The organism is Hydrogenophaga sp. IBVHS1 (genome assembly GCF_002127265.1).
Classification (GTDB): Bacteria; Pseudomonadota; Gammaproteobacteria; order Burkholderiales; family Burkholderiaceae_C; genus Hydrogenophaga.
This window is the reverse complement of record NZ_NFUU01000001.1, coordinates 19,867-40,970: the sequence shown is the minus strand read 5'-3', so window position 1 is coordinate 40,970 and position 21,104 is coordinate 19,867. Positions and strand designations below refer to the sequence as shown.

14 protein-coding genes are annotated in these 21,104 nt (G+C 65.8%); 8 read left to right on the top strand and 6 right to left on the bottom strand.

Annotation, left to right across the window (positions count from 1 at the left end; translation table 11 throughout):
- Positions 1-76: 76 nt before the first annotated feature.
- From purU to CAP37_RS00160, 4 genes are all read left to right on the top strand, one after another.
- On the top strand, positions 77-925 hold the full coding sequence (gene purU, locus CAP37_RS00175; protein WP_086122300.1) for a formyltetrahydrofolate deformylase: 849 nt from the start codon (positions 77-79) through the stop codon (positions 923-925).
- Entirely contained in the window at positions 922-1,791 is an 870-nt protein-coding gene (locus CAP37_RS00170) for a LysR substrate-binding domain-containing protein (protein ID WP_086122299.1), read from the top strand. The genes purU and CAP37_RS00170 overlap by 4 nt, the downstream gene beginning before the upstream one ends.
- Before the next feature lie 82 nt (positions 1,792-1,873).
- Positions 1,874-2,440, top strand: a complete 567-nt coding sequence (locus CAP37_RS00165; RefSeq protein WP_256926838.1) for a DUF2846 domain-containing protein — start codon at positions 1,874-1,876, stop codon at positions 2,438-2,440.
- Positions 2,441-2,452: 12 nt separating this feature from the next.
- Complete coding sequence (locus tag CAP37_RS00160; protein ID WP_086122297.1) at positions 2,453-3,706, top strand: S1C family serine protease; 1,254 nt, start codon at positions 2,453-2,455, stop codon at positions 3,704-3,706.
- A 6-nt stretch (positions 3,707-3,712) separates the two neighbouring features.
- On the opposite strand, the gene CAP37_RS00155 is transcribed toward CAP37_RS00160, so the two are convergent.
- Positions 3,713-4,135, bottom strand: coding sequence for an Hsp20/alpha crystallin family protein (locus CAP37_RS00155; protein ID WP_086122296.1), 423 nt, complete (start codon positions 4,133-4,135; stop codon positions 3,713-3,715).
- A gap of 193 nt (positions 4,136-4,328) precedes the next feature.
- Between CAP37_RS00155 and CAP37_RS00150 the strand changes: the two genes are divergently transcribed.
- From CAP37_RS00150 to CAP37_RS00140, 3 genes are all read left to right on the top strand, one after another.
- On the top strand, positions 4,329-5,831 hold the full coding sequence (locus CAP37_RS00150; protein ID WP_086122295.1) for an FAD-linked oxidase C-terminal domain-containing protein: 1,503 nt from the start codon (positions 4,329-4,331) through the stop codon (positions 5,829-5,831).
- 132 nt (positions 5,832-5,963) lie between these two features.
- On the top strand, positions 5,964-9,743 hold the full coding sequence (locus CAP37_RS00145) for a PAS domain S-box protein (protein ID WP_179190093.1): 3,780 nt from the start codon (positions 5,964-5,966) through the stop codon (positions 9,741-9,743).
- Positions 9,740-10,225, top strand: a complete 486-nt coding sequence (locus tag CAP37_RS00140) for a response regulator (RefSeq protein WP_086122293.1) — start codon at positions 9,740-9,742, stop codon at positions 10,223-10,225. The genes CAP37_RS00145 and CAP37_RS00140 overlap by 4 nt, the downstream gene beginning before the upstream one ends.
- Positions 10,226-10,234: 9 nt before the next feature.
- Here the strand turns inward: CAP37_RS00140 and CAP37_RS00135 are convergent, their stop codons facing one another.
- Complete coding sequence (locus CAP37_RS00135; protein WP_256926973.1) at positions 10,235-12,025, bottom strand: carboxyl transferase domain-containing protein; 1,791 nt, start codon at positions 12,023-12,025, stop codon at positions 10,235-10,237.
- A 98-nt stretch (positions 12,026-12,123) separates the two neighbouring features.
- Complete coding sequence (locus tag CAP37_RS00130) at positions 12,124-12,426, bottom strand: RNA-binding protein (protein ID WP_086124740.1); 303 nt, start codon at positions 12,424-12,426, stop codon at positions 12,124-12,126.
- Positions 12,427-12,687: 261 nt separating this feature from the next.
- Here CAP37_RS00130 and CAP37_RS00125 point away from each other — a divergent pair, with 261 nt between their 5' ends.
- Positions 12,688-15,651, top strand: a complete 2,964-nt coding sequence (locus CAP37_RS00125; protein ID WP_086122292.1) for a bifunctional diguanylate cyclase/phosphodiesterase — start codon at positions 12,688-12,690, stop codon at positions 15,649-15,651.
- Here CAP37_RS00125 and CAP37_RS00120 read toward each other — a convergent pair.
- Genes CAP37_RS00120 through CAP37_RS00110 form a run of 3 tightly spaced genes read right to left on the bottom strand, consistent with a single transcriptional unit; the run spans position 15,648 to position 21,092 of the window.
- Entirely contained in the window at positions 15,648-17,006 is a 1,359-nt protein-coding gene (locus tag CAP37_RS00120; protein WP_086122291.1) for a glutamine synthetase family protein, read from the bottom strand. The genes CAP37_RS00125 and CAP37_RS00120 overlap by 4 nt on opposite strands.
- Before the next feature lie 4 nt (positions 17,007-17,010).
- Complete coding sequence (locus tag CAP37_RS00115; protein WP_086122290.1) at positions 17,011-18,069, bottom strand: cupin-like domain-containing protein; 1,059 nt, start codon at positions 18,067-18,069, stop codon at positions 17,011-17,013.
- 44 nt (positions 18,070-18,113) lie between these two features.
- Positions 18,114-21,092, bottom strand: a complete 2,979-nt coding sequence (locus CAP37_RS00110) for an L-glutamate gamma-semialdehyde dehydrogenase (RefSeq protein WP_086122289.1) — start codon at positions 21,090-21,092, stop codon at positions 18,114-18,116.
- Between the last annotated feature and the right edge of the window lie 12 nt (positions 21,093-21,104).

Sequence of the window (21,104 nt, the reverse complement as noted above, 5' to 3'; positions counted from 1 at the left end):
CACATCGATGGCGCACAGGGCACCACTGAAGCCGTGAGCGCAAGACCCACCAGGGCTGCTGCGAGAATACGCCGTCATGAAAAACACCTACGTCCTCACCTTGTCCTGCCAGGACCGCCCCGGCATCGTGCACGCGGTCTCGGGGTTCCTGTACGAACACGGCGGCAACATCGAAGAAGCTGCCCAGTACAACGACCACGACACGGGCCTGTTCTTCATGCGCGTTCAGTTCGCCTGCAGCCAGCTCACGCAGGATGACCTGAGGGTGCACCTGCGCGTGTTCGCCGACACCTTCGCCATGCAATGGAGCCTGCACACGCTGGCCGAACCCGTGCGCACGGTGATCTTCGTGAGCAAGGAAGGCCACTGCCTGAATGACCTGATGTTCCGCTGGAAAAGCGGCCTGCTGCCGCTGGACATCCGCGCCATCGTGAGCAACCACCGCGACTTCTACCAGCTCGCGGCCAGCTACAACGTCCCCTTTCATCACATTCCCGTGACGGCGGCCAACCGCGCGCAGGCCGAGGCAAAGCAGCTGGAGATCATCCGCGGCGAAGGCGCAGAGCTGGTGGTGCTGGCGCGCTACATGCAGATTCTGAGCAACGAGCTGTGCGGTGAGCTCGCAGGCAAGGCGATCAACATCCACCACAGCTTCCTGCCCAGCTTCAAGGGCGCCAGGCCCTACTACCAGGCGCACGACCGTGGCGTGAAGCTGATCGGCGCCACCGCTCACTACGTCACCGCCGACCTGGACGAAGGCCCGATCATCGAACAGGATGTGGCCCGCGTAGACCACACCGACACGGTGGAAGATCTCACCGCCCGGGGCCGCGACACCGAGAGCCAGGTTCTGGCGCGCGCGGTGAAATGGCACAGTGAACATCGGGTGCTGCTCAACGGCCACAAGACGGTCGTCTTCAAGTGACCATCCGCATCCCGCCCATCCAGTGTCTCCTGACCTTCGAGGCGCTGGCGCGGTTGCGCAGCGTCACACAGACGGGCGAGGAACTCAACGTCACGCCCAGCGCAGTCAGCCACCGGGTGCGGCAGCTCGAGCAGATTCTGGGCACCAAGCTCTTTGGGCGGGCCGACTTTTCGCTCACCACCGAGGGCAGCGAGTACCTGGCGCATGTGCGTGAGGGCCTGGCATCGCTGCAGCGTTTTCCCAGCCAGGCCGCCGCGCCGGGAAGGCGCAAGTTGCGCGTCGCGGTCACGCCCACGTTCGCGCGCTCCATCCTGCTGCCGCGGCTCAAGCAGTTCATCGAAAGTTATCCCGAGATTGACCTCACGCTGCAGGTCAGCATCCCGCTGCTCGACGTGGTGGCCGAAGACGCCGACCTGATGGTGCGCTTCGGCACCGGCCGCTACGCCGACGTGGAACACGTCTGCCTGATGAAGGACGAGATCACGCCACTGGCCTCGCCGTCGTTCGCTCGCGAGCACGGGCCTTTCGGCACGGCGCAAGACCTCGAAGGCGTGCCCCTGCTTCGCAGCCCGCTGGAGCCCTGGCGCACCTGGTTCGCCGCGCACGACCTGGACTGGCCCGAGCCCACCGAAGGTTCGCAGTTCAACGACATCGGGCTCATGTGCGACGCGGCCGCAGCCGGCATGGGCGTGGCCCTGGTGAGGCTGAAACTCGCGTCGCCCTGGCTGGAGCACGGCACGCTCGTGCCGCTCTACGAACGCCGCGTGCCAAGCCCGCATGCGCACCACCTGTGCTGGCGCACCGGCACCATGGACCGGTGGGAATGCGCGGCCTTTGCAGAATGGCTGCGGGCCAGCGTGCGCTGAATCTCACCGGCCGGGGCTGACCGCACACAAGCACGTAACATGGTGTTACATTCTCATCGCTCCATACCGAGGGGAGATGAGCATGTTTCAAGGTATCCGGTGGCTGCTGCTGGCAGCGGCCATGGTGGTGTTGACGGGCTGTGCGGCCACAGGCCCGCGTTACGCCGAGGTCGAGTCGAATTTTCCCAGCCTGCGGCCCGGCTACGGCCGCGTGCTGGTGTACCGCGCCGCCGGCGCGGGCGCTGCCGTGCAGCCCGAGGTGAGGCTCAACGGTGAATTGATCGGCAAGGCGCAGCCCGAGGGCTTTTTCTTTGTCGACCGCGCCGCTGGCCGCTACACCCTTTCGGCCAGCACCGAGGTCCGCACCACCGCCGAGCTGGAGCTCACCGAGGGTGCCACGGTGTACGTCCAGTTCGGCCTTGCTCTGGGCCTGTTCGTGGGCCAGCCCCGGCTGACGCTTCAACCCCCCGCCACTGCCGTGCCGCAACTCGCCTCGCTGGCCTACACCGGCTCGGTGCCCCTGGTCGCCGGCCAGGCGCGCAATCGCCAGGCCGATGCCGCGATACCGTCGGGCCCTGCACCCGGACGCGCTGCACCGCCCGGCAAGGTGACGCTGGACGATCTGAGCGGCCTGCTGCCCGCTCGCTGAAAGGAACACACCATGTCACGCCACACACTGCTGGCCACCAGCCTGATACTCGCTAGCGCCTGGGCTCAGGCGCAGCCATCCGCCGCTCTGGCGCCGGAGGTGCTCTTTGAACGCGTCGCGCCCAGCGTGTGGGTGGTGAACGCGCACGACGATTCGGACCGGCTCATGGCCAAGGGCAGCGCGGTGGTGATCGGCGCGGGGTCGCTCATCACCAATTGCCATGTGCTGACGCGCGCCAAGCGGGTAACGGTCTCGCGAGAGAACGTCACGTATGGCGCCACGCTGGAACACCCCGACACCGAGCGCGACCTGTGCCAGCTCAAGGTCATGAACTTCAATGCCCCGGCGGTCACCATGGCGCCGGCGGACAGCCTGCGCGTGGGCTCGCGGGTCTACGCGATCGGCAACCCGCGCGGCCTGGAGACCACCATCAGCGACGGCCTGCTCTCCGGCATCCGGCGCAGCGACACCAACGATTTCACCGCCCTTCAGATCACCGTGCCCATTTCGGCCGGCTCCAGTGGCGGCGGCCTGTTCGACGCACAAGGCCGGCTCATCGGCATCACCACCTTCTACATCAAGGAAGGCCAGAACCTGAACTTCGCGCTGCCAGCGACGTGGATCGGCGAAGTGCCCGCGCGCGCGCAGGCCGCCCTGACGGCGCGGCAGGAGCGCGCCAAGGCCACCACCCTGGCCAGCGCCACCGCCGCCGCTGCAGCCCCCACCGGCGACCGCGTGTTCGAGTACAAGCTGCGCGACCGGAGCACCGGCAACAGCCAGACAGTGATCTACAAGCTCGACCGGACCGAAGGGGATACCCGCATCTACAACCAGGGCACCCGCGTGGAGCGCGCCAACGGCGAGGTGATCACGCGCGGAAATCCGATCGGTGGCGAATACGATCTGGCCATGCCGCCGGGCGGCTGGATCAGCAAGACCCCCCAGCCAGGCGCGACATGGCAGCTGAACTACAAGGTACCCGGCCTCGACAAGTTCACGGAAATGGAACTGACAGCCCGAGCCGCAGAGGAATCCACTGTGCGTGTGGGCGAGCGCGAACTGGCCATCGTGCGCGTGACCTTCAAGGGCTTCACCCGCCGGGGCTTCAGCGCCATGGCCTCCGGAGGCAGCTACGAGGCGAACGCGTGGTACGCGCCCGAAATCGGGCGCGTGGTGCGTTTCGATGTCAAAAGCCGAGGCGGTGCCGGCCTCACCCTCTTCCTGGTGGACGAGGTGTTCGAGCTGGTCAGCATCCGCCCTGAATGAACGGCTTCACTCGATCGTGAGGCGCTGGCTGGTCGAGGCCGCCTTCTTCGGCAAGGTGAGCTGCAGCACACCGTTTTCGTATTTCGCGCGCGAAGCCGAGTTGTCGATGTCCTGCGGCAACTGGAAGCTGCGCGTGACAGCGCCATAGAAGCGCTCGCTGCGCAGCACCCGCTCGCCATCGGTCTGGCGGTCCTGCTGCTTCACTTCCGCCCGCAGCGTGACGACGCCGCCATCGACCGTGACCTGGATGTCTTCACGCGCCACGCCCGGCACTTCGGCCTCCACGGCGTAGGCGTCTGGAGTTTCCTTCACATCGATGCGGATCTGCGTGGGCAGTGCGTCGCCGTGCAGGGGTTTGACGTAAAAACCGGGTCCGACCTCCTTGAAGAAGTCATCGAGAAACCCGCGGCGTGCAATCAGACTGTTCATGGCAAGACTCCTGAAAATGGGTTGGGATGCCATCGGGCGCAGACCGCGCCTGGCACGAACAGAAATTGATGTCGGGGCCGACGGATTTCAAGAGGCCGGCCGTCGCCGTTGTTCACACGACGCTGCAAGTTTCTTCAAACCGGGCGCGCACCGTTGGCATAAACTGGCCCGAGCTTTTTACCTCTCCCCTGCCATGAACGCCCCTACCTCAGTCCCCGAGATCAGCCAGGTCCAGCGCGCGGCGCGTCAGGCCGAGGTGGTGCGCGCGCTGCAGGCGGTGCTGCCCGCGCACGCGTTGCTCTGGCAGGCCGAAGACACCGTGCCCTACGAATGCGACGGCCTTACTGCCTACCGCGCTCGTCCGCTGGTGGTGGCACTGCCCGAAACAGAAGCTCAGGTGGCAGCGGTGCTCAAGGCATGCCACCGGCTGGAGGTGCCGGTGGTGGCGCGCGGTGCGGGCACCGGCCTTTCCGGTGGCGCCATGCCGCACACCCAGGGCGTCACGCTCTCACTGGCGAAATTCAACCGCATCCTGCGCATCGACGCGCGCGCCCGCACGGCCGTGGTGCAGGCGGGCGTGCGCAACCTGGCCATCTCGGAAGCGGCGGCGCCGCATGGCCTGTACTACGCGCCCGATCCGAGCAGCCAGATCGCCTGCACCATCGGCGGCAATGTGGCCGAAAACTCCGGCGGCGTGCACTGCCTCAAGTACGGATTGACGCTGCACAACGTGCTGGCCGTGCGCGGTTTTACGGTCGAAGGTGCGCCGGTCACCTTCGGCGGCGACACGCTCGACGGGCCCGGCCTGGACTTGTTGCCGCTGGTGATCGGCAGCGAAGGCATGCTCGCCGTGACCACCGAAGTCACCGTCAAGCTGGTGCCCAGGCCGCAGCTGGCGCGCTGCATCATGGCCAGCTTCGACGACATCCGCAAGGCAGGGGACGCCGTGGCCTCGGTGATTGCCGCTGGCATCATCCCGGCCGGACTGGAAATGATGGACAAACCCATGACCGCTGCGGTGGAGGACTTCGTGCATGCCGGCTACGACCTCGACGCACAGGCGATCCTGCTTTGCGAGAGCGACGGCACGCCCGAGGAAGTCGCCGAGGAAATCGACCGCATGAGCGCGGTGCTGCGCGGGTGCGGCGCCACCGCCATTGCCGTCAGCCGCGACGAGGCCGAGCGCCTTCGCTTCTGGAGCGGCCGCAAGAATGCATTTCCGGCGAGCGGTCGCATCAGCCCCGATTACATGTGCATGGATTCGACGATCCCGCGCAAACGCCTGGCCGACATCCTGCTCGCCATTGCCGAGATGGAGAAAAAGTACGGTCTGCGGTGCGCGAACGTGTTCCACGCGGGCGATGGCAACCTGCACCCGTTGATTCTTTTCGACGCCAACGACGCAGACCAGTTGCGCCGCTGTGAACTGTTTGGCGCCGACATCCTGGAGACCAGTGTGGCCATGGGCGGAACCGTCACTGGCGAGCACGGTGTGGGTGTGGAAAAACTCAACAGCATGTGCGTTCAGTTCTCCGCGGAGGAAAACGAGCAGATGTTCGGGGTGAAGCGGGCGTTTGATACCAAAGGGCTACTGAACCCCGGCAAGGTCATTCCCACGCTGCAACGTTGTGCTGAATACGGTCGCATGCTGGTCCGCGCCGGGGCCATTTCTCACCCGGAACTGCCCCGTTTCTGACTGTCAAATATCACGCTTGACAAATAGCCCCCTGGGGTACAGTTGCGCTCAATGAGCGCGCTTCTTCCCTCTCAAGACCGACGTCTTGATCCGCATCGGCCTGAAAGAGCGGCCCAGGAGCGAGAGCGTGCCTTGTTGCTGGAACTCGAAACCCTGCGGGCGGAGAACGAGCACCTGCGCCGTAGCTACGCACAACTGCTCGGCCAGCAGGGCGTGCCGCGCGATCACGTGGTGCATGGTTTGCATGCGCCGCTGCCGCTGGCACTGGAATCTGCGCTCGACGTCCCCTCTGAACAGAACCCGCAGAACGCCCAGCTCGAATACGAAGCCCTTTTCGCTGCGATGGCCAGCGTGTTCCCGATCGGCGTGTTTCGCACCGACCAGGCCGGCGTGCTCACCCATGTGGACGAGCAACTGCAGAACATCTTTGCCCTCGAACGGCAGGACTTCCCCAACTTCGGCTGGCTCAGCCGCGTGCACCCCGAAGACCTGGAGCGGGTGCAGCAACACTGGGTGCAGGCGGTCTCGCGCGGCGAAGGCCTGAGCGTGGAGTTCCGCCTGGTTCGTCCGGGCAACGACATGGTCCACGTGCTGGTGCGCAACGCACCGCTGCGCGATGCCAGTGGTGCGATCAGCAGCCAGCTGGGATTTGTGCAGGACATCACGCCCATGCGCACGCTGGAGGCGGATGCACGCATCAAGGACGAACTGAACCGCCAGATCATTGCCAGCAGCCCCGACTGCACCAAGGTGCTCGACCTGCAGGGCCGCGTGGTTCAGATGACGGCCCAGGGCTGCCGATTGGTGGAAGTCGACGACTTCGACCAGGTGCGCCTGAGCGACTGGACCACCTGGTGGCCCGAGGAGGGTGGCCTGCTCGCGCGCGAGGCCATCGATGGCGCGCGCGACGGCAAAAGCGCGCGATTCGTGGCTTACGGCACGACCTTCAAGGGAACGCCCAAATGGTGGGACACGATGGTCACGCCCATCTGCGATTCCCAGGGGCGTGCGGTCATGCTGCTGGCGGTGTCGCGCGACATCACTTCCCTGCACGAGCAGCAAGAAGAAATCCAGCGCTTCAACACCGTGCTGGAGCAACGGGTCCGCGAGCGAACCGATGAGCTGGCCGAGGCCAAGGAGCGCATCGCGCTGGCCCTGCGAGACGCCCAGACCATCTACAACCAGGCGCCCTGCGGCTACCACTCGGTGGACGCGAATGGTGTCTTCGTGTTGATGAACCGCACGGAACTCGACTGGCTGGGTTACGAGCGCGAAGACGTGGTGGGCCGACTGAGCTTTCGCGATGTATTCGGCATGAACGATCTGGAGGAAGCCGAAGATCGGCTGGGCCGGCTCAAGCGCGACGGCAAACTCGAACCCATCGAAGTGAGCATGCGCCGCCGCGACGGCAGCACCTTCCTTGCGCTGCTCAACAGCACCGCCGTCTTTGACCGGCAGGGCCGCTTCGTGCGCAGCAACAGCACGGTGATCGACATCACCGAACGCAAGGCGGCTGAAAACGCACTCGCCGCACAGCGCAATTTCCTGCAGGCCATCACCAACAGCGTACCGGTGCAGCTGGCCTTCTTCGATCGCGATCTCGTCTGCCGCTTTGCCAATGCGAGCTATGCGCGCTGGGTGAGTGGCGACACGAAGAAGCTGGTGGACCGCCACCTCAGCGAAATCGCACGACCGCAGGATTTCGAGTCGGCACAAGCCCACCTGAAGGCGGCGCTCGCCGGCGAGATCCAGCGCTTTGAGGGCGAGCGCGCCTTCCCCGACGGTCACCGCTTCTACGCCAGCATCGAATACACACCCTACTGGCAAGACGGCGAGGTGCAGGGCATCATCATCCAGATGATCGACATTTCGGACCGCAAGGCGTCCGAGGACCGGGTCAACCGCGCCAACCTGCAGCTCAACGAGGCGCTGCAACAGGCGCAGGCGCTCTACAACCAGGCGCCCTGCGGCTACCACTCGCTTGATGTCAGCGGCAACTTCGTCTCGGTCAACGACACCGAGCTGGAATGGCTGGGTTACACGCGTGAGGAAGTCGTTGGCAAGATGAACTTTCGCGACATCATGCTGCCAGAGCATGTTTCGCTGCTCGACACCCGGATGCAGAGGATTCTGCAGGACGACGCGCTGGACGCCACGGAATACGAATTGCGCCGCCGCGATGGCAGCACGTTCCGCGCGCTGCTGTCGTCGTCTGCGGTGCGCGATGCCGCAGGCAATTTCCTGCGCAGCAACACCACCGTGGTGGACATCACCCGGCGCAAGGCCGCAGAGACCGCCTTGCGCGACAACCAGCGCTTCCTGCAGACCATCACCGATCACGTGCCGGGCCTGATCGCCTATGTCGACGACCGGCTGGTGTTCCAGTTTGCGAACGCAGAACACCTGCGCGTCTACGGCATGGACCCCCAGCACATCGTCGGGCGCCATGTCAGCGAATGCATCCGGGCCGAGGTATGGGCTGAAACCCAACCCCGCATGGAGGCGGCTCTCAAGGGCCTGCCGCAGCACTTCGAGACCTGGCGACCCACGGCCGACGGCCACGAGATTTTCGTCAGCGTGAACTACCTGCCCGACGTCAACGAAGGCCGCGTCAAAGGCCTGTTCGTGCAGATCATCGACATCACCGAACGCAAGCGCATCGAAGAACGCGTGATCCACCTCAACGAGGAGCTGGAACAACGCATCAGCGAGCGCTCGGCCGAGCTGCTGGAGAGCGAACAGCGCTTCCGCCTGATGGTGGACAACCTGCGCGACTACTGCATTTTCTTCATGGACGCAGAAGGTGTCATCACCGACTGGACCGACAGCGCCCAGCGCATGGATGGCTACTCGCCGACTCAGATGGTGGGGCGGCACTACGGTGTGCTGTTCGACCCGGCCAACCCCGAGCACGGCAAGGTCAGCGCCAACCAGATGCTGCGCCTGGCCGCCTCGCGCGGCCAGCACGAGCTTCACAACTGGCACACCCGCAAGGACGGCTCGCAATACTGGTCGCACTCGGTGCTGATTGCCTTGCGCGACGACGGCGGCGAGCTGCGCGGATTCGCGAAGATCAACCGCGACATGACCGACGCCAAGCGGCTCGACGACCTGATGCGCAACATCAACGACGAGCTGGAGAACCGCGTGGTGGAGCGCACCGAGCAACTGCTGGCCGCCAACAAGGACCTGGAGTCGTTCTCGTATTCGGTCTCGCACGATCTGCGCTCACCGCTGCGCCACATATCGAGCTTCGTGAGTCTGCTGGAAGAGCATCTGGGTGGCCAGTGCGACGAAGTCAGCGGCCGTTACCTGAGCACGATCGGCAATTCGGCGCGCCACATGAGCCAGCTCATCGACGGGTTGCTGGCGTTCTCGCGGCTGGGTCGCTCGGCCGTGAACCTCACACCGGTCGATTTCACCCTGCTGGTGGATGCCGTGGTCGGCCAGCTGGGTCACGACACCGAGGGCCGGGTGGTGGACTGGGTGATCGCCCCCGACCTGCCGGTGGTGCAGGGCGACGCTCTGCTGCTGCGGGAGGTGTGGGCCAACCTGCTGGGCAATGCTTACAAATACACCCGCCCGCGCGAGCGCACCCGCATCGAAGTGGGCTGGAGCGTGGACCCCGTGGTCGGCTACACCTTCTTTGTCCGTGACAACGGTGTGGGTTTTGACACAAAATACGCACAGAAACTGTTTGGCGTTTTCCAACGCCTGCACCGAGCCTCGGAATTCGAGGGCACTGGCATAGGTCTTGCACTCACCCGGCGCATCATCGAGCGGCACGGTGGCAGCATCTGGGCCGAAAGCCAGCTTGGTGAGGGCAGTACTTTCTACTTCGCGCTCCCCTTTGAAGGCCCACACGGGTTCGAGTCCCCCATGGACTCCATGCCAGCCCCCCTGGAATCATGACCAAAAATGCCGATGCCATCCTGCTCGTCGAGGACAACCCCGACGACGCCGAACTGACCAAGCTGGCGCTTGCGCGCCATGGGCTCGACGGACGCGTGACGCACGTCTCCGACGGCATGCAGGCGCTGGACTACCTGCACCGGCGCAACGGTTTCATGAACCGGTCGGGCAGCAACCCCATGCTGGTGCTGCTGGACCTGAAGATGCCGCTGCTGGATGGCATCGGTGTGCTCAAGGAAATCAAGGGTTCGGACAGCCTGCACCACATCCCCGTGGTGGTGCTGACCTCATCCACCGAACCCAGCGACCTGCTGCGCGCCTACGACGCCGGCACCAATGCCTACATCGCCAAGCCCACCGAGTTCTCGCAGTTCCTCAGCGCCATGAAGCATGTGTGCGAGTTCTGGATCAACATCAACCAGACCGCGCCCCAGCTGCCCAGCGCAGGCGTGCGCACCACGGGTTTCGGCGACCTGATTTGACGCCGGGCCTCACCAGGGGTCGATGAAGCGCGCCGCGCGCGGCTCGGCCACCCGGGCCCCCGCCAATCCCCTGGCCAGCCAGTCTCTCGTTTGCGCGGGGTCGATCACCGCATCGATCTCCAGCGTGGCCGCCATCTGCACCGCCGCGCCGTTGTTGTATTGCCGGGCCAGCAGCGCTTCATACAATGCATCGCGCTGCGGCCCTTCGGGCTCGGCCTCCAGCTCCTTGCGGTAACCCAGCCGCACCGCTCCTTCCAGCCCCATGGCGCCGAATTCGGCCGTGGGCCAGGCCACCGTGAACACGGGTGCGTGAAATCCGCCAGCCGCCATGCCCATGGCGCCCAGACCATAACCCTTGCGCAGCACCACGCTGAAGAATGGCACCCGCAGATTCGCCGCAACCACGAACAGGCGGCTGGCATGTCGCACCTGGGCTCGCGCCTCGGTGGCCGGCCCGACCATGAAGCCCGGCGTGTCCACCAGGCTGACGATGGGCAGACCATGGGCATTGCACAGCTGCATGAAACGCGCGGCCTTGTCGGCGGCATCGGGGTCGATGGCACCGCCCAGGTGCAGCGGATTGCTGGCCATCAGCCCGACGGGCCGACCCTCGATGCGCGCCAGTGCGGTGTGGATGCCGGTGCCGAAGCCGGTGCGCAGCGCGAGCAGGCTGCCCTGGTCCACCAGGCCCTGCATGGCGGCGGTGCTGTCGTACACGCGCAGCCGGTTTTCGGGCACGACATCGCGCAGCGCCAACGCATCGGGCGCGGTCCATGCGTCCTGGCGGCCCGTGAAGAATGAGAGGTAATGGCGCGCGGCGGCCACCGCCTGCGCCTCGTCGTCCACCAGCACGTCAATGACGCCATTGGCCTGCTGCACGTCGCTGGGGCCAATGTCCTCAGGCTTGAAGCGGCCCAGCCCGCCGCCTTGCACCATGGCAGGCCCACCCATGCCGATGTTGGCGTTCCGGGTGGCAATGACCACGTCGCTGCAACCCAGCAGCGCGGCGTTGCCAGCAAAGCAGCGCCCGCTGACGATGCCCACCACAGGCACCTGACCACTCAAGCGCGCAAACGCAGCGAAGGTGCCCACGTGCAGGCCGGCGACGATCGGCATGTCGGTGTCGCCCGGCCGCCCGCCACCGCCTTCGGCGAACAGCACCACCGGCAGCCGCTGGTCCAGCGCAATGCCGAGCAACCGGTCGGTCTTCTGGTGGTTGCGCATGCCCTGGGTACCGGCCAGCACGGTGGCGTCGTACGCCAGCATCACGGTGCGGTGGCCATTCACCGAGCCGATGCCGGTGACCATGCCATCGGCCGGCGTGTTGGCGATCAGGTCTTCTTCGCTGCGGCGGCTGCGCTGCGCGGCCACCGCGAGTGCGCCGTACTCGAGAAAACTGTCGTCGTCGCACAGGTCGGCGATGTTCTCGCGCGCTGTCCGTTGGCCCTGTGCGTGACGGCGCGCCACCGCCTCGGGGCGCGCGGCGTCCAGCGTGAACGCCTGTCGCTGCAGAAGCCGCTCCAGATCGGCGCGCGGCGCCCCTGACACCGCGATTGATGGTGAAACCTGCACCTTTTCGAGCTCCTCGGCCTGCGATGGCTCCGAGCGCAGAAGCACATCGTCCGCCTGAACCGCATCGCCTTCCGAGTAGAAGACTTCGAGCACCCGCGCAGCCGAAGGCGCATGCACCTCGTGCTCCATCTTCATCGCCTCCAGCACCACCACCACATCACCAGCACGCACCACGTCACCCGGCGCAACCAGCCATTGAACAATCTGTGCAGACAGGGGGGAGCGCAAGGATTCCATGCGCGGATTTTGCGCGGCCACCAGGCGCGCGGAGGTCAATCGGGAGACAGGAGGCTTAAAGAGAAGCGGCGCCTGGGGCGCCGCAGAGATCAATAGATGTCCGAGTCAGCCCACTGTGAGGAGGGCCCCTCTTCCGCCGTCACCGGCATGTTGAGGTTGAGCACGAAAACCACTTCGCCACCGAAGCGGCCCACGCCCAGGCTCTTCATGAGCACCTGCTCCTGTTCGGGGCGTTCCATGCGCAGAAAGCAGATCGCCTGCTTGGTGCCTTCGTGCATGGCGGTGAGGATGTCCAGACGCGTGATGCGACCGAACTCACTGCACAGCTGGTGCAGCGCGGATTTCAGGCTGGCGACGTCGCTGTATTGCCTGAGTTCTGCGAGTGTGCTCACAATCAACTCCCTCAAAGTTCAGTTCGGCGATGGCAGAAATGGGTGCGTTGCCGGGGCGAGGCCAGAGGACTGGCAACGGTTTATGTTAGGGCAAAGACTACAAAATCTCACACCTTTGTTACAAATATCCAGCAAGCCCGCTTTCGACGTGCACAACTTCACGACTTGCACGGCGCTTCGCGTCTCGCACGCGGCCCTGGGCTCTGTATGCTCGGCCAGACACCCCTGCCTCCCCACCGTTTGAAACACCCCCCACCGACCATGCGCCCCGGACCCGACATCAGCCGCGCTCCCCTGGTCTCTGACCTCGCCTTCGAGCGCACCGGGTCGTTTCCTGCCTTCCATCAGCGCGTGGAATTCGACCGGCTGGCCGAACTGGCTTCGGAACTCGCGGGCACCGGGGCGGCGCTGCTGGTGGACGCGGCCCGCAAACCCGCCGAGGTGCTGGGCGCGCACGGGCTGGCACCCGATGCCGTGCATGCAGCCCTGCTCGCCTGTGCAGAGGTGCTGGCGCACCCGGCCACAGAGGGCTGGGTGCTGGCCACCACCGGCAAGAACCGCCCCACACGCACAGGCTGGCGCTGCGCCCACTGGCTTCCTCTCCCGGCCACCGGCACCTCCACCCAGACTGGCCTGCTGCTGCTCGATGCCGACGCCAGCCGCGACGGGCAGACCGCCACGCCCGTGCTGCGCGTGCTGGCCAGCCACGCCGCCGGCGTGCTGGCGCTGGCACGCCGCAGCGAGCAGATCGAACAGTACAACGCGAATGTGTTGCGCGAGAGCGAAAGCCGCCTGAACCTCACCGAACACACTGCGGGCGCTGGCAGCTGGTCGCTGCAGTTGTCGACGCGCAAGGTGGTGCACTCGGACGAGTTCGCCACCATCCTCGGCCTGAGCGACCACGAGCAAGTCAAGGATCTGGAATCGATGGTGCAACGCTACACGCCCGAGTGGCGCAGCGGCATCCGCCAGCGGCTGGAGCGCTGCGCGCAGAACGGCGAGTCGTTTGACGAAGAGATTCAGGTCCTGGTGGAGGGTGGCAGTCCGAAATGGGTGCGCACCGTGGGCACGGCGGTGCGTCGCGCCGATGGCGAGATCGCACGCATCCAGGGTGCGATCCAGGACATCTCGGCGCAGAAGCAGGCACAGCAGGACACGCTGCGCCTGGCCATGCGCCTGACCACCACGCTGGCCAGCATCACCGAAGCCTTTGTCACGCTGGACCGCCAGTGCTGCTTCACGTACCTGAACCAGGAGAGCGAGCGTCTGTTGCAGAAGACCACGGCCGACCTGCTGGGCATGGAGGTCTGGCAGGACTTCAGCCCCGGTCTGGCCCAGCGCCTGAAGGACCAGCTCACCAGATCGCTGCACACCAACCGGCGCGTCGAGCTGGAAGATTTCTTCCCTACGCTGGGCAAATGGCTGGAGGTGCGCGCCTACCCCTTTGCCGAAGGGCTGGCGGTGTATTTCCGCGACGTCACCGAGCGCCGCCGATCGCAGGAACAGCTGATGCTGCTGGAGACCAGCGTCTCTCGCCTCAACGACATCGTGGTGATCGCCGAGACCGGCGCCGGCACCGAAGATCAGGAGCCCCGCATCGTTTTCGTCAACGACGCCTTCGAGCAGCACACGGGCTACAGCCGGGCCGAGGTACTGGGGCAGACGCCGCGCATGCTGCTGGAGCTCGACCCGGCCATCACCAAATTGCGCGAGCTCGCGCAGAGCCTGCAGCAATCGCGGCAGGCCCGCACCGAGCTGATGGTTCGGCGCAAGAACGGCGCCATGTTCTGGGTGGAGCTTGAAGTGGTGTCGGTGCAGGCCACGGCCGAAGACATCACCCACTGGGTGGCGGTGGGGCGCGACATCACGCAGCGCAAGACCGCCGAGGACATGATCCGCCACCTGGCTTTCTACGACGCGCTGACCGACCTGCCCAACCGGCAGTTGTTGCTGGACCGACTGCAGCAGGCACTGGCCGCCAGCGCACGCTCGGGCCAGCACGGCGCCTTGATGTTCATCGACCTGGACAACTTCAAGATCCTCAACGACACGCTGGGCCACCATATGGGCGACCAGCTGTTGCAGAAGGTGGCGCAGCGCCTGACCCGAAGCGTGCGCAAGACCGACATGGTGGCGCGCCTGGGCGGCGATGAGTTCGTGGTGATGGTCGACGACCTCAGCACCGACCCGGAGGCCGCCGCCTTCAAGGCACGCGCACTGGCCGAGAAAGTGCTCAATACCCTGCGCGAGCCCTTCCAGCTCACCGGACACCAGCATTTCGCCACGCCCAGCATCGGCGTGACCTCGTTCACCGGCCAGCAGAGCGATGTGGGAGAACTGCTCAAGCAGGCCGACCTGGCGATGTACCAGGCCAAGTCGCTCGGTCGCAACACGCTGTGCTTTTTCGACCCAGGCATGCAGGCCACGGTGAGTGCCAACGCCACAGTGGGTTCCGACCTGCGCGTGGCGCTCAACGAACAGCAGTTCGTGGTGTATTACCAGCCGCAGGTGGACCGCGTGGGCGTGATCACCGGCGTGGAGGCGCTGGTGCGCTGGCAGCATCCACAGCGCGGGCTCATGACGCCAGCCGACTTCATTCCGGTGGCGGAGGACACCGGGCTCATCCTGCCGCTGGGCCAGTGGGTGCTGGAAACCGCCTGCGAGCAACTCGCCGCCTGGGCCGACCGCGCACAGACCGCCAACCTCAGCATCGCCGTGAACGTGAGCGTGCGCCAGTTCCGCCACCCAGACTTCGTGGACATGGTGATGGCCGCCATCACGCGCACCGGCATCCGTCCGCACAAGCTCAAGCTCGAGCTCACCGAAAGCCTGCTGGCCGACCGCATGGAGATCACCATCGACAAGATGGGCATGCTCAAGGCGCTGGGCGTGACGCTGTCGCTGGACGATTTCGGCGTCGGTTATTCGTCACTGTCGGTGCTCAAGCGCCTGCCGCTGGACCAGCTCAAGATCGACAAGGGCTTTGTGGCCGACGTGCTCACCGACCCCAACGACGCCGCCATCTCACGCGCCATCATTGCGCTGGCGCAAAGCTTGAGCCTGCAGGTGGTGGCCGAAGGCGTGGAGACGCAGGAGCAGCGCGACTTTCTGGCCTACCAGGGTTGCGACCAGTTTCAGGGCCACCTGTTCGCCAAGCCGCTGCCAATCGAAGCGCTGGACGCGCTGCTGCAGAACCCCACTGCGGGGATGCTGGTTCTTTCTTAAACGTGTAGCAGAAGAAAACGCCGCTCCCACGGACTGATCACCTCGAAGTACTCGCGGTATTCCACTTCCTTGATCGCGCTGTAGGTCTGGATGAAGTGCTCACCGAAGAGTTCGACCAGCGGCGCACACGCCATGAGCTTTTCCACCGCTTCGTCCAGATGGCGCGGCAACTGGTGCGGCTGCTCGTAGGCGCTGCCCTTGAGCGGCTCGGTGGGTTTGATGGCGTGCTTCATGCCGAGGTAGCCACACGCCAGGCTGGCCGCAATAGCTAGATAAGGATTCACGTCCACACCGGCCAGACGGTTCTCCACGCGCCGCGCCTCGGGGCCCGAGTGCGGCACGCGCAAACCGCAGGTGCGGTTGTCATAGCCCCAGCTCAGGTTGATCGGCGCCGAGGTGAAGCGCGATAGCCTGCGGTAAGAATTCACGTAGGGCGCGAAGAACGCAGTGGCCGCCGGCAGGTAGGTCTGCAGGCCACCGATGAAATGCAGAAATCGCTCGGAGGCTTCACCATCGGCGCGGCTGAAGATGTTCTTGCCATCGTCGATGCCGACCACGCTCTGATGGATGTGCATGGCGCTGCCCGGCTGACCCTGCATGGGCTTGGCCATGAAGGTGGCGTACATCTGGTGCCGGATCGCCACCTCGCGGATGGTGCGCTTGAACAAAAAAACCTGATCGGCCAGCGGCAGCGGGTCGCCGTGGTCGAGGTTGATCTCCATCTGCGCGGTGCCCATCTCGTGGATCAGCGTGTCGAGCTGGATGCCCTCGGCCTCGCACCAGTCGTACATCACATCGAAGATGTCGTCGTACTCGTTGATCGCATCCATCGAGAAGCTCTGCATGCCCGCCTCGGTGCGCTTCGTTCGGCCCACTGGCGGCTTCAGGGGGATGTCTTCGTCGGGCTCGACCTGCACCAGGTAGAACTCCATCTCGGGCGCCACCACCGGCTTCCAGCCTTCGTCGGCGTACAGCTTGAGCACGCGGCGCAGCACGTTGCGCGGAGACAGCGCAAAAGGCGCGCCGTTAAACGCAAAACAATCGTGAATGATCTGCGCTGTGGGCTCCTTGGCCCACGGCACCGGCCGCAGCGTGTTCGGATCGGGCTTGAGCAGCATGTCCGGGTCGGCCACGGAGGTGTAGTCCTTTTCCGGATAGTCCCCGGTCACCGTCATGGCGAACACCGCCTCGGGCAGGCGCAGGCCCACCGAAGGGTCGTACTTGTGGCGCGGCACGATCTTGCCGCGCGCCTGTCCCGCCATGTCGGGGATGATGCATTCCACTTCGGTGATGCGGTGCTCGTCCAGCCACTGCTGGATGTGCTGGGCGTCGGAATCCGGGGAGGTGGTTTTCATCCGGCTACCAGTTGGTGATGCGGGGGTTGTCGAAGGTGTACTGGTTGGGCACGGCGATGTTGGAGAACGAGAACGACAGGCTCACGTCCAGCGAACGGACCTGGTGCCACCACCCCAGCGGCAGAAACACCGTTTCGCCCGGCTCCACCACCACATCGAGCACCGTGGCCTGCGCAAACAGCGGATAACGCGCCAGGTCGGGCTGGTCGAGATCGATCGGGCTGTAGACATCGAAGTGGTTGTAGAGCAGCGGCGTCTGCAGCGGCGAGATGAAGCGCCAACGTTTGCGGCCCACGATCTGCGTGTGGCACAACATGATGGTGTCGTGGTGCAGCGGCGTGACAGTGCCGGCCGGGCCGAACCAGAACGACGCGCGCCGCGCCAGCTGCGAGCGGTCACAAAAATCGGGCAGCGTGCCGATGTCGTCCAGCAGTGGCGCGAAGCCGGGGCGGCCGAGCATCTCGTTGTTGGCGGTGAGGTAGTAGTCGTTGGTCGCGCCACCGGCGAGCACACGGTCCACGAAGTCCGACAGGCGCGTCTTGCGCTGGTGTTCGAGTTTGTTGACCTCGTAGTGTGGGTCGGCGCTTCGCTCGGCCTGCACCTCCACCTCCAGGTGGCCGAATCGCTGGCGCAGATCCTGCGGCGACCAGCGCCCAAGCGCGGGCCAGTCGCGCGCCACGTCGGTCAGCACCACGGGTCGGCTGCCCATCACATATTTGTCCAGGAACTCGCCCAGCGAAACACGGCTGCGCTTCTCCACATGGCCGTACAGCGGGTCGAGTTCGCGCAGCTTCTGCTGGTTGGCCATGACGGACTCCAGCTTGCCCTGCAATTGCTGAAACTTCCGTGCGGCGAGGAAAGCCGGGTCGTTCTCCATGGCGCGGATGGCGGCCTCGCATTCAGCGGGGTCCAGCCCGGCCTGCACCATGGTGACCTGCATGGATTCGGGCGTGCAGTTGCGCAGCCGGTTCTCGGCGATCCACTGCCGCCAACCGGCGTCCAGCGGGCGAAATCCCGAGTCGACCGGGCGGGGAGCGGCGGGTATGACGGGCGTGATGCTCATACGGGTGCGAGTATCGCACCGCCGCAATCACGCCCCGGGGGCGTTCAGCTGGTGAATAGCGCCACGTTCCCGCCGGCGGCGGTCGTGTTGATGGTCAGCGTCTGCTCAGCACAGAAGCGCATGAGGTAGTTCGGCCCACCGGCCTTGGGGCCGGTTCCGCTCAGGCCTTCGCCACCGAAAGGCTGCACGCCCACCACCGCGCCGATCATGTTGCGGTTCACGTAAACGTTGCCCACCCGCGCGGCGGCCGCCAGCGCCTGTGCGCGGCTGTCGATGCGGGTCTGAATACCGAGCGTGAGGCCATAACCCAAGGCGTTGATCTGTCCGATCACCGCCATCGGGTCACCGCCCCAGCGCACCACATGCAGCACGGGGCCAAAGATCTCCTGCTTGACGTCCGCAATCGCCGGCACCTCGAACATCTGCGGCGCGATGAGGTGTGGCACGGCATGCGAGAGCTTCGAAGGTGGCAGCAGCGCACGGGCCTGCGCGTGCAGGCGCTCCAGGTGGGCGCCGATGCCGGTGAAGGCCTCGGCGTCGATCACCGGGCCCAGGTCGGTGGCCAGGTCGACCGGGTTGCCCACCACGAGTTCCTGCGCCGCGCCCTGGATCATGGCGATCACGCCGTCGGCAATCGCTTCGTGCACGCACAACAGGCGCAGCGCCGAGCAGCGCTGCCCCGCACTGCGGAACGCGCTCTGCACCACCGCATCGGCCACCTGTTCGGGCAATGCCGTGCTGTCCACCAGCATGGCGTTGATGCCGCCGGTTTCGGCAATGAGCGGAACGATGGGGCCGTCCTTGGCGGCGAGCGCGCGGTGAATGATGCGAGCCACCTGGGTGGAGCCGGTGAACACCACGCCGGCAATGCCCGGCTGCGCGACCAGCGCCGCACCCACGGTCTCGCCCGGGCCGTGCAGCACCTGCAGCGCAGCCGTGGGCACACCAGCGGCATGCAGCAGCTTCACAGCTTCCAGAGCAATGGCCGGCGTCTGCTCCGCCGGCTTGGCCAGCACGGTGTTGCCGGTGGACAGCGCGGCTGCCACCTGACCCATGAAGATGGCCAGGGGAAAATTCCAGGGGCTGATGCAGACCCACGCACCGCGTCCTTCCAGACGCAGGGTATTGCTCTCGCCAGTGGGGCCAGGCAATGCAATGGGTGCCATGACGCGCTCGGCCTCATTGGCGTAGTAACGCAGGAAATCGATCGCCTCACGCACCTCGGACACCGAATCGCCCCAGGTTTTGCGCGCCTCTTTCACCAGCAACGCGCACAGGCGGGGCAATTGCTGCTGCATGGCATCGGCCGCGCGGCGCAAGGTGGCGGCGCGCTCGGCCACCGGCGTGTGGTTCCAGCCCGCGAAAGCCCGCTCGGCGCGTTCACAAGCGGCCTTCACCTCGTCGCTGTTCGCCTCGGGCACGCGGTTCACCACCGTCGTGGCGTGGGCGTCCATGAGCGACTGGCGGTGCGCTGCCACGGCGAGGTCCAGGCCCTCGCTGTTGACCCGGCGCTCTCCGTAGAGCTGCGGTGGCAAGGGCACCCTGGCGGCATCCGGCGCATCGGGTTGTGATTGAACCAGCGGAGAGATCAGGAGCTCGTCCATGCCCACCGACTCATCGGCCAGCTGGTGCACGAAAGAAGAGTTGGCACCGTTCTCCAGCAGGCGGCGAACCAGATAGGCCAGCAAGTCTCGGTGGGCGCCCACCGGGGCGTAGATCCGGCAGCCCACGTGGGGGTGCTTCAGCACCTCGCGGTAGATCCCCTCGCCCATGCCGTGCAGCCGCTGCAGCTCGAAGGGCACGTTTTCTTCGGCAGCCATCTGCAGGATGGCGGCGATGGTGCCCGCGTTGTGCGTGGCGAACTGCGGAAAGATCGCGTCGGGCGCCACCAGCAGCGCGCGCGCGCAGGCCAGGTAGCTCACGTCGGTGTGGGGTTTGCGCGTGAACACGGGGTAGGCGGCCAGGCCCAGCTCCTGCGCGCGCTTGATCTCGGCGTCCCAGTAAGCGCCCTTGACCAGCCGGCACATGAACTTGAGCCGGTGCCGACGCGCCAGCGCGGTCACGTGCTCGATCAGCTCCACCGCACGCGTCTGGTACGCCTGCAGCGCCAGACCGAAGCCTTGCCATTGCGGGCAATGTTGCGCCACGCGCCCGGCCAGCGCCTCGAACACCGCGAGCGAGAGCTCCAGCCGGTCCACCTCCTCGGCATCGATGGTGAGGTTGAGGTTGGCCGCGGCGGCCGCTTCGCACAGCGGCCACACGCGCGGCACCAGTTCCGCGAGCACGCGTTCGCACTGCGCATCTTCGTAGCGCGGGTGCAGCGCGCTGAGCTTGATGGAGATGCCGTCGTTCTGGCTCGGGTGGCGCGATGCGTCTGCGTCGCGCGCAATCGCGGCGATGGCCTGCTGGTAGCTCGCCAGGTAGCGCAGCGCGTCTTCATCGGTGCGAGCGCCTTCCCCCAGCATGTCGAAGCTGAAGCTCAGCTGGCGTTGCGCTTTCTTGGCGTTTGCCGCCTCCTTCATGCCCTCTTCGATGGTTTGCCCCAGCACAAACTGCCGGCCCAGCAGTTGCACCGCGCGCAGCGTGGCGGCCACCACCGTGCGTGCACCCAGCTTGGAGAGCAGGCCCGGCTCGTTGCCCGCTTCGGGCAGGAACTTCTTCGACATGGCGATGGCGGTGGAAGACAGGCGCGCCAGCGTCGAGTCCGCCGCGCCATCGAAGTCGGCGCGACCCAGTTGGTCGGCGGTGAGGGCAATCGCAGTTTCGGCATCCGGCACCCGCAGCAGCGCCTCGGCCAGGCGCATCAGCGCCAAACCTTCGGCGCTGGAAATCGGGTACTCCTTGAGCAGGCTTTCCATGGCCCAGAACGGCGGCGGGTTGCGGCGCACCGCCTGCACCCAGGGCGCGGCCACGGTTGCAGCGGCCGACCAGTCCAGTGCACCCTGCAGAGAGACAAGGCGGTGGGCCAGCACCCCGGTTTCCGGGCGGTACGGCGAGGGAAGGACGTCGGAGGGGCGTGGCATGAAAGACTCCAG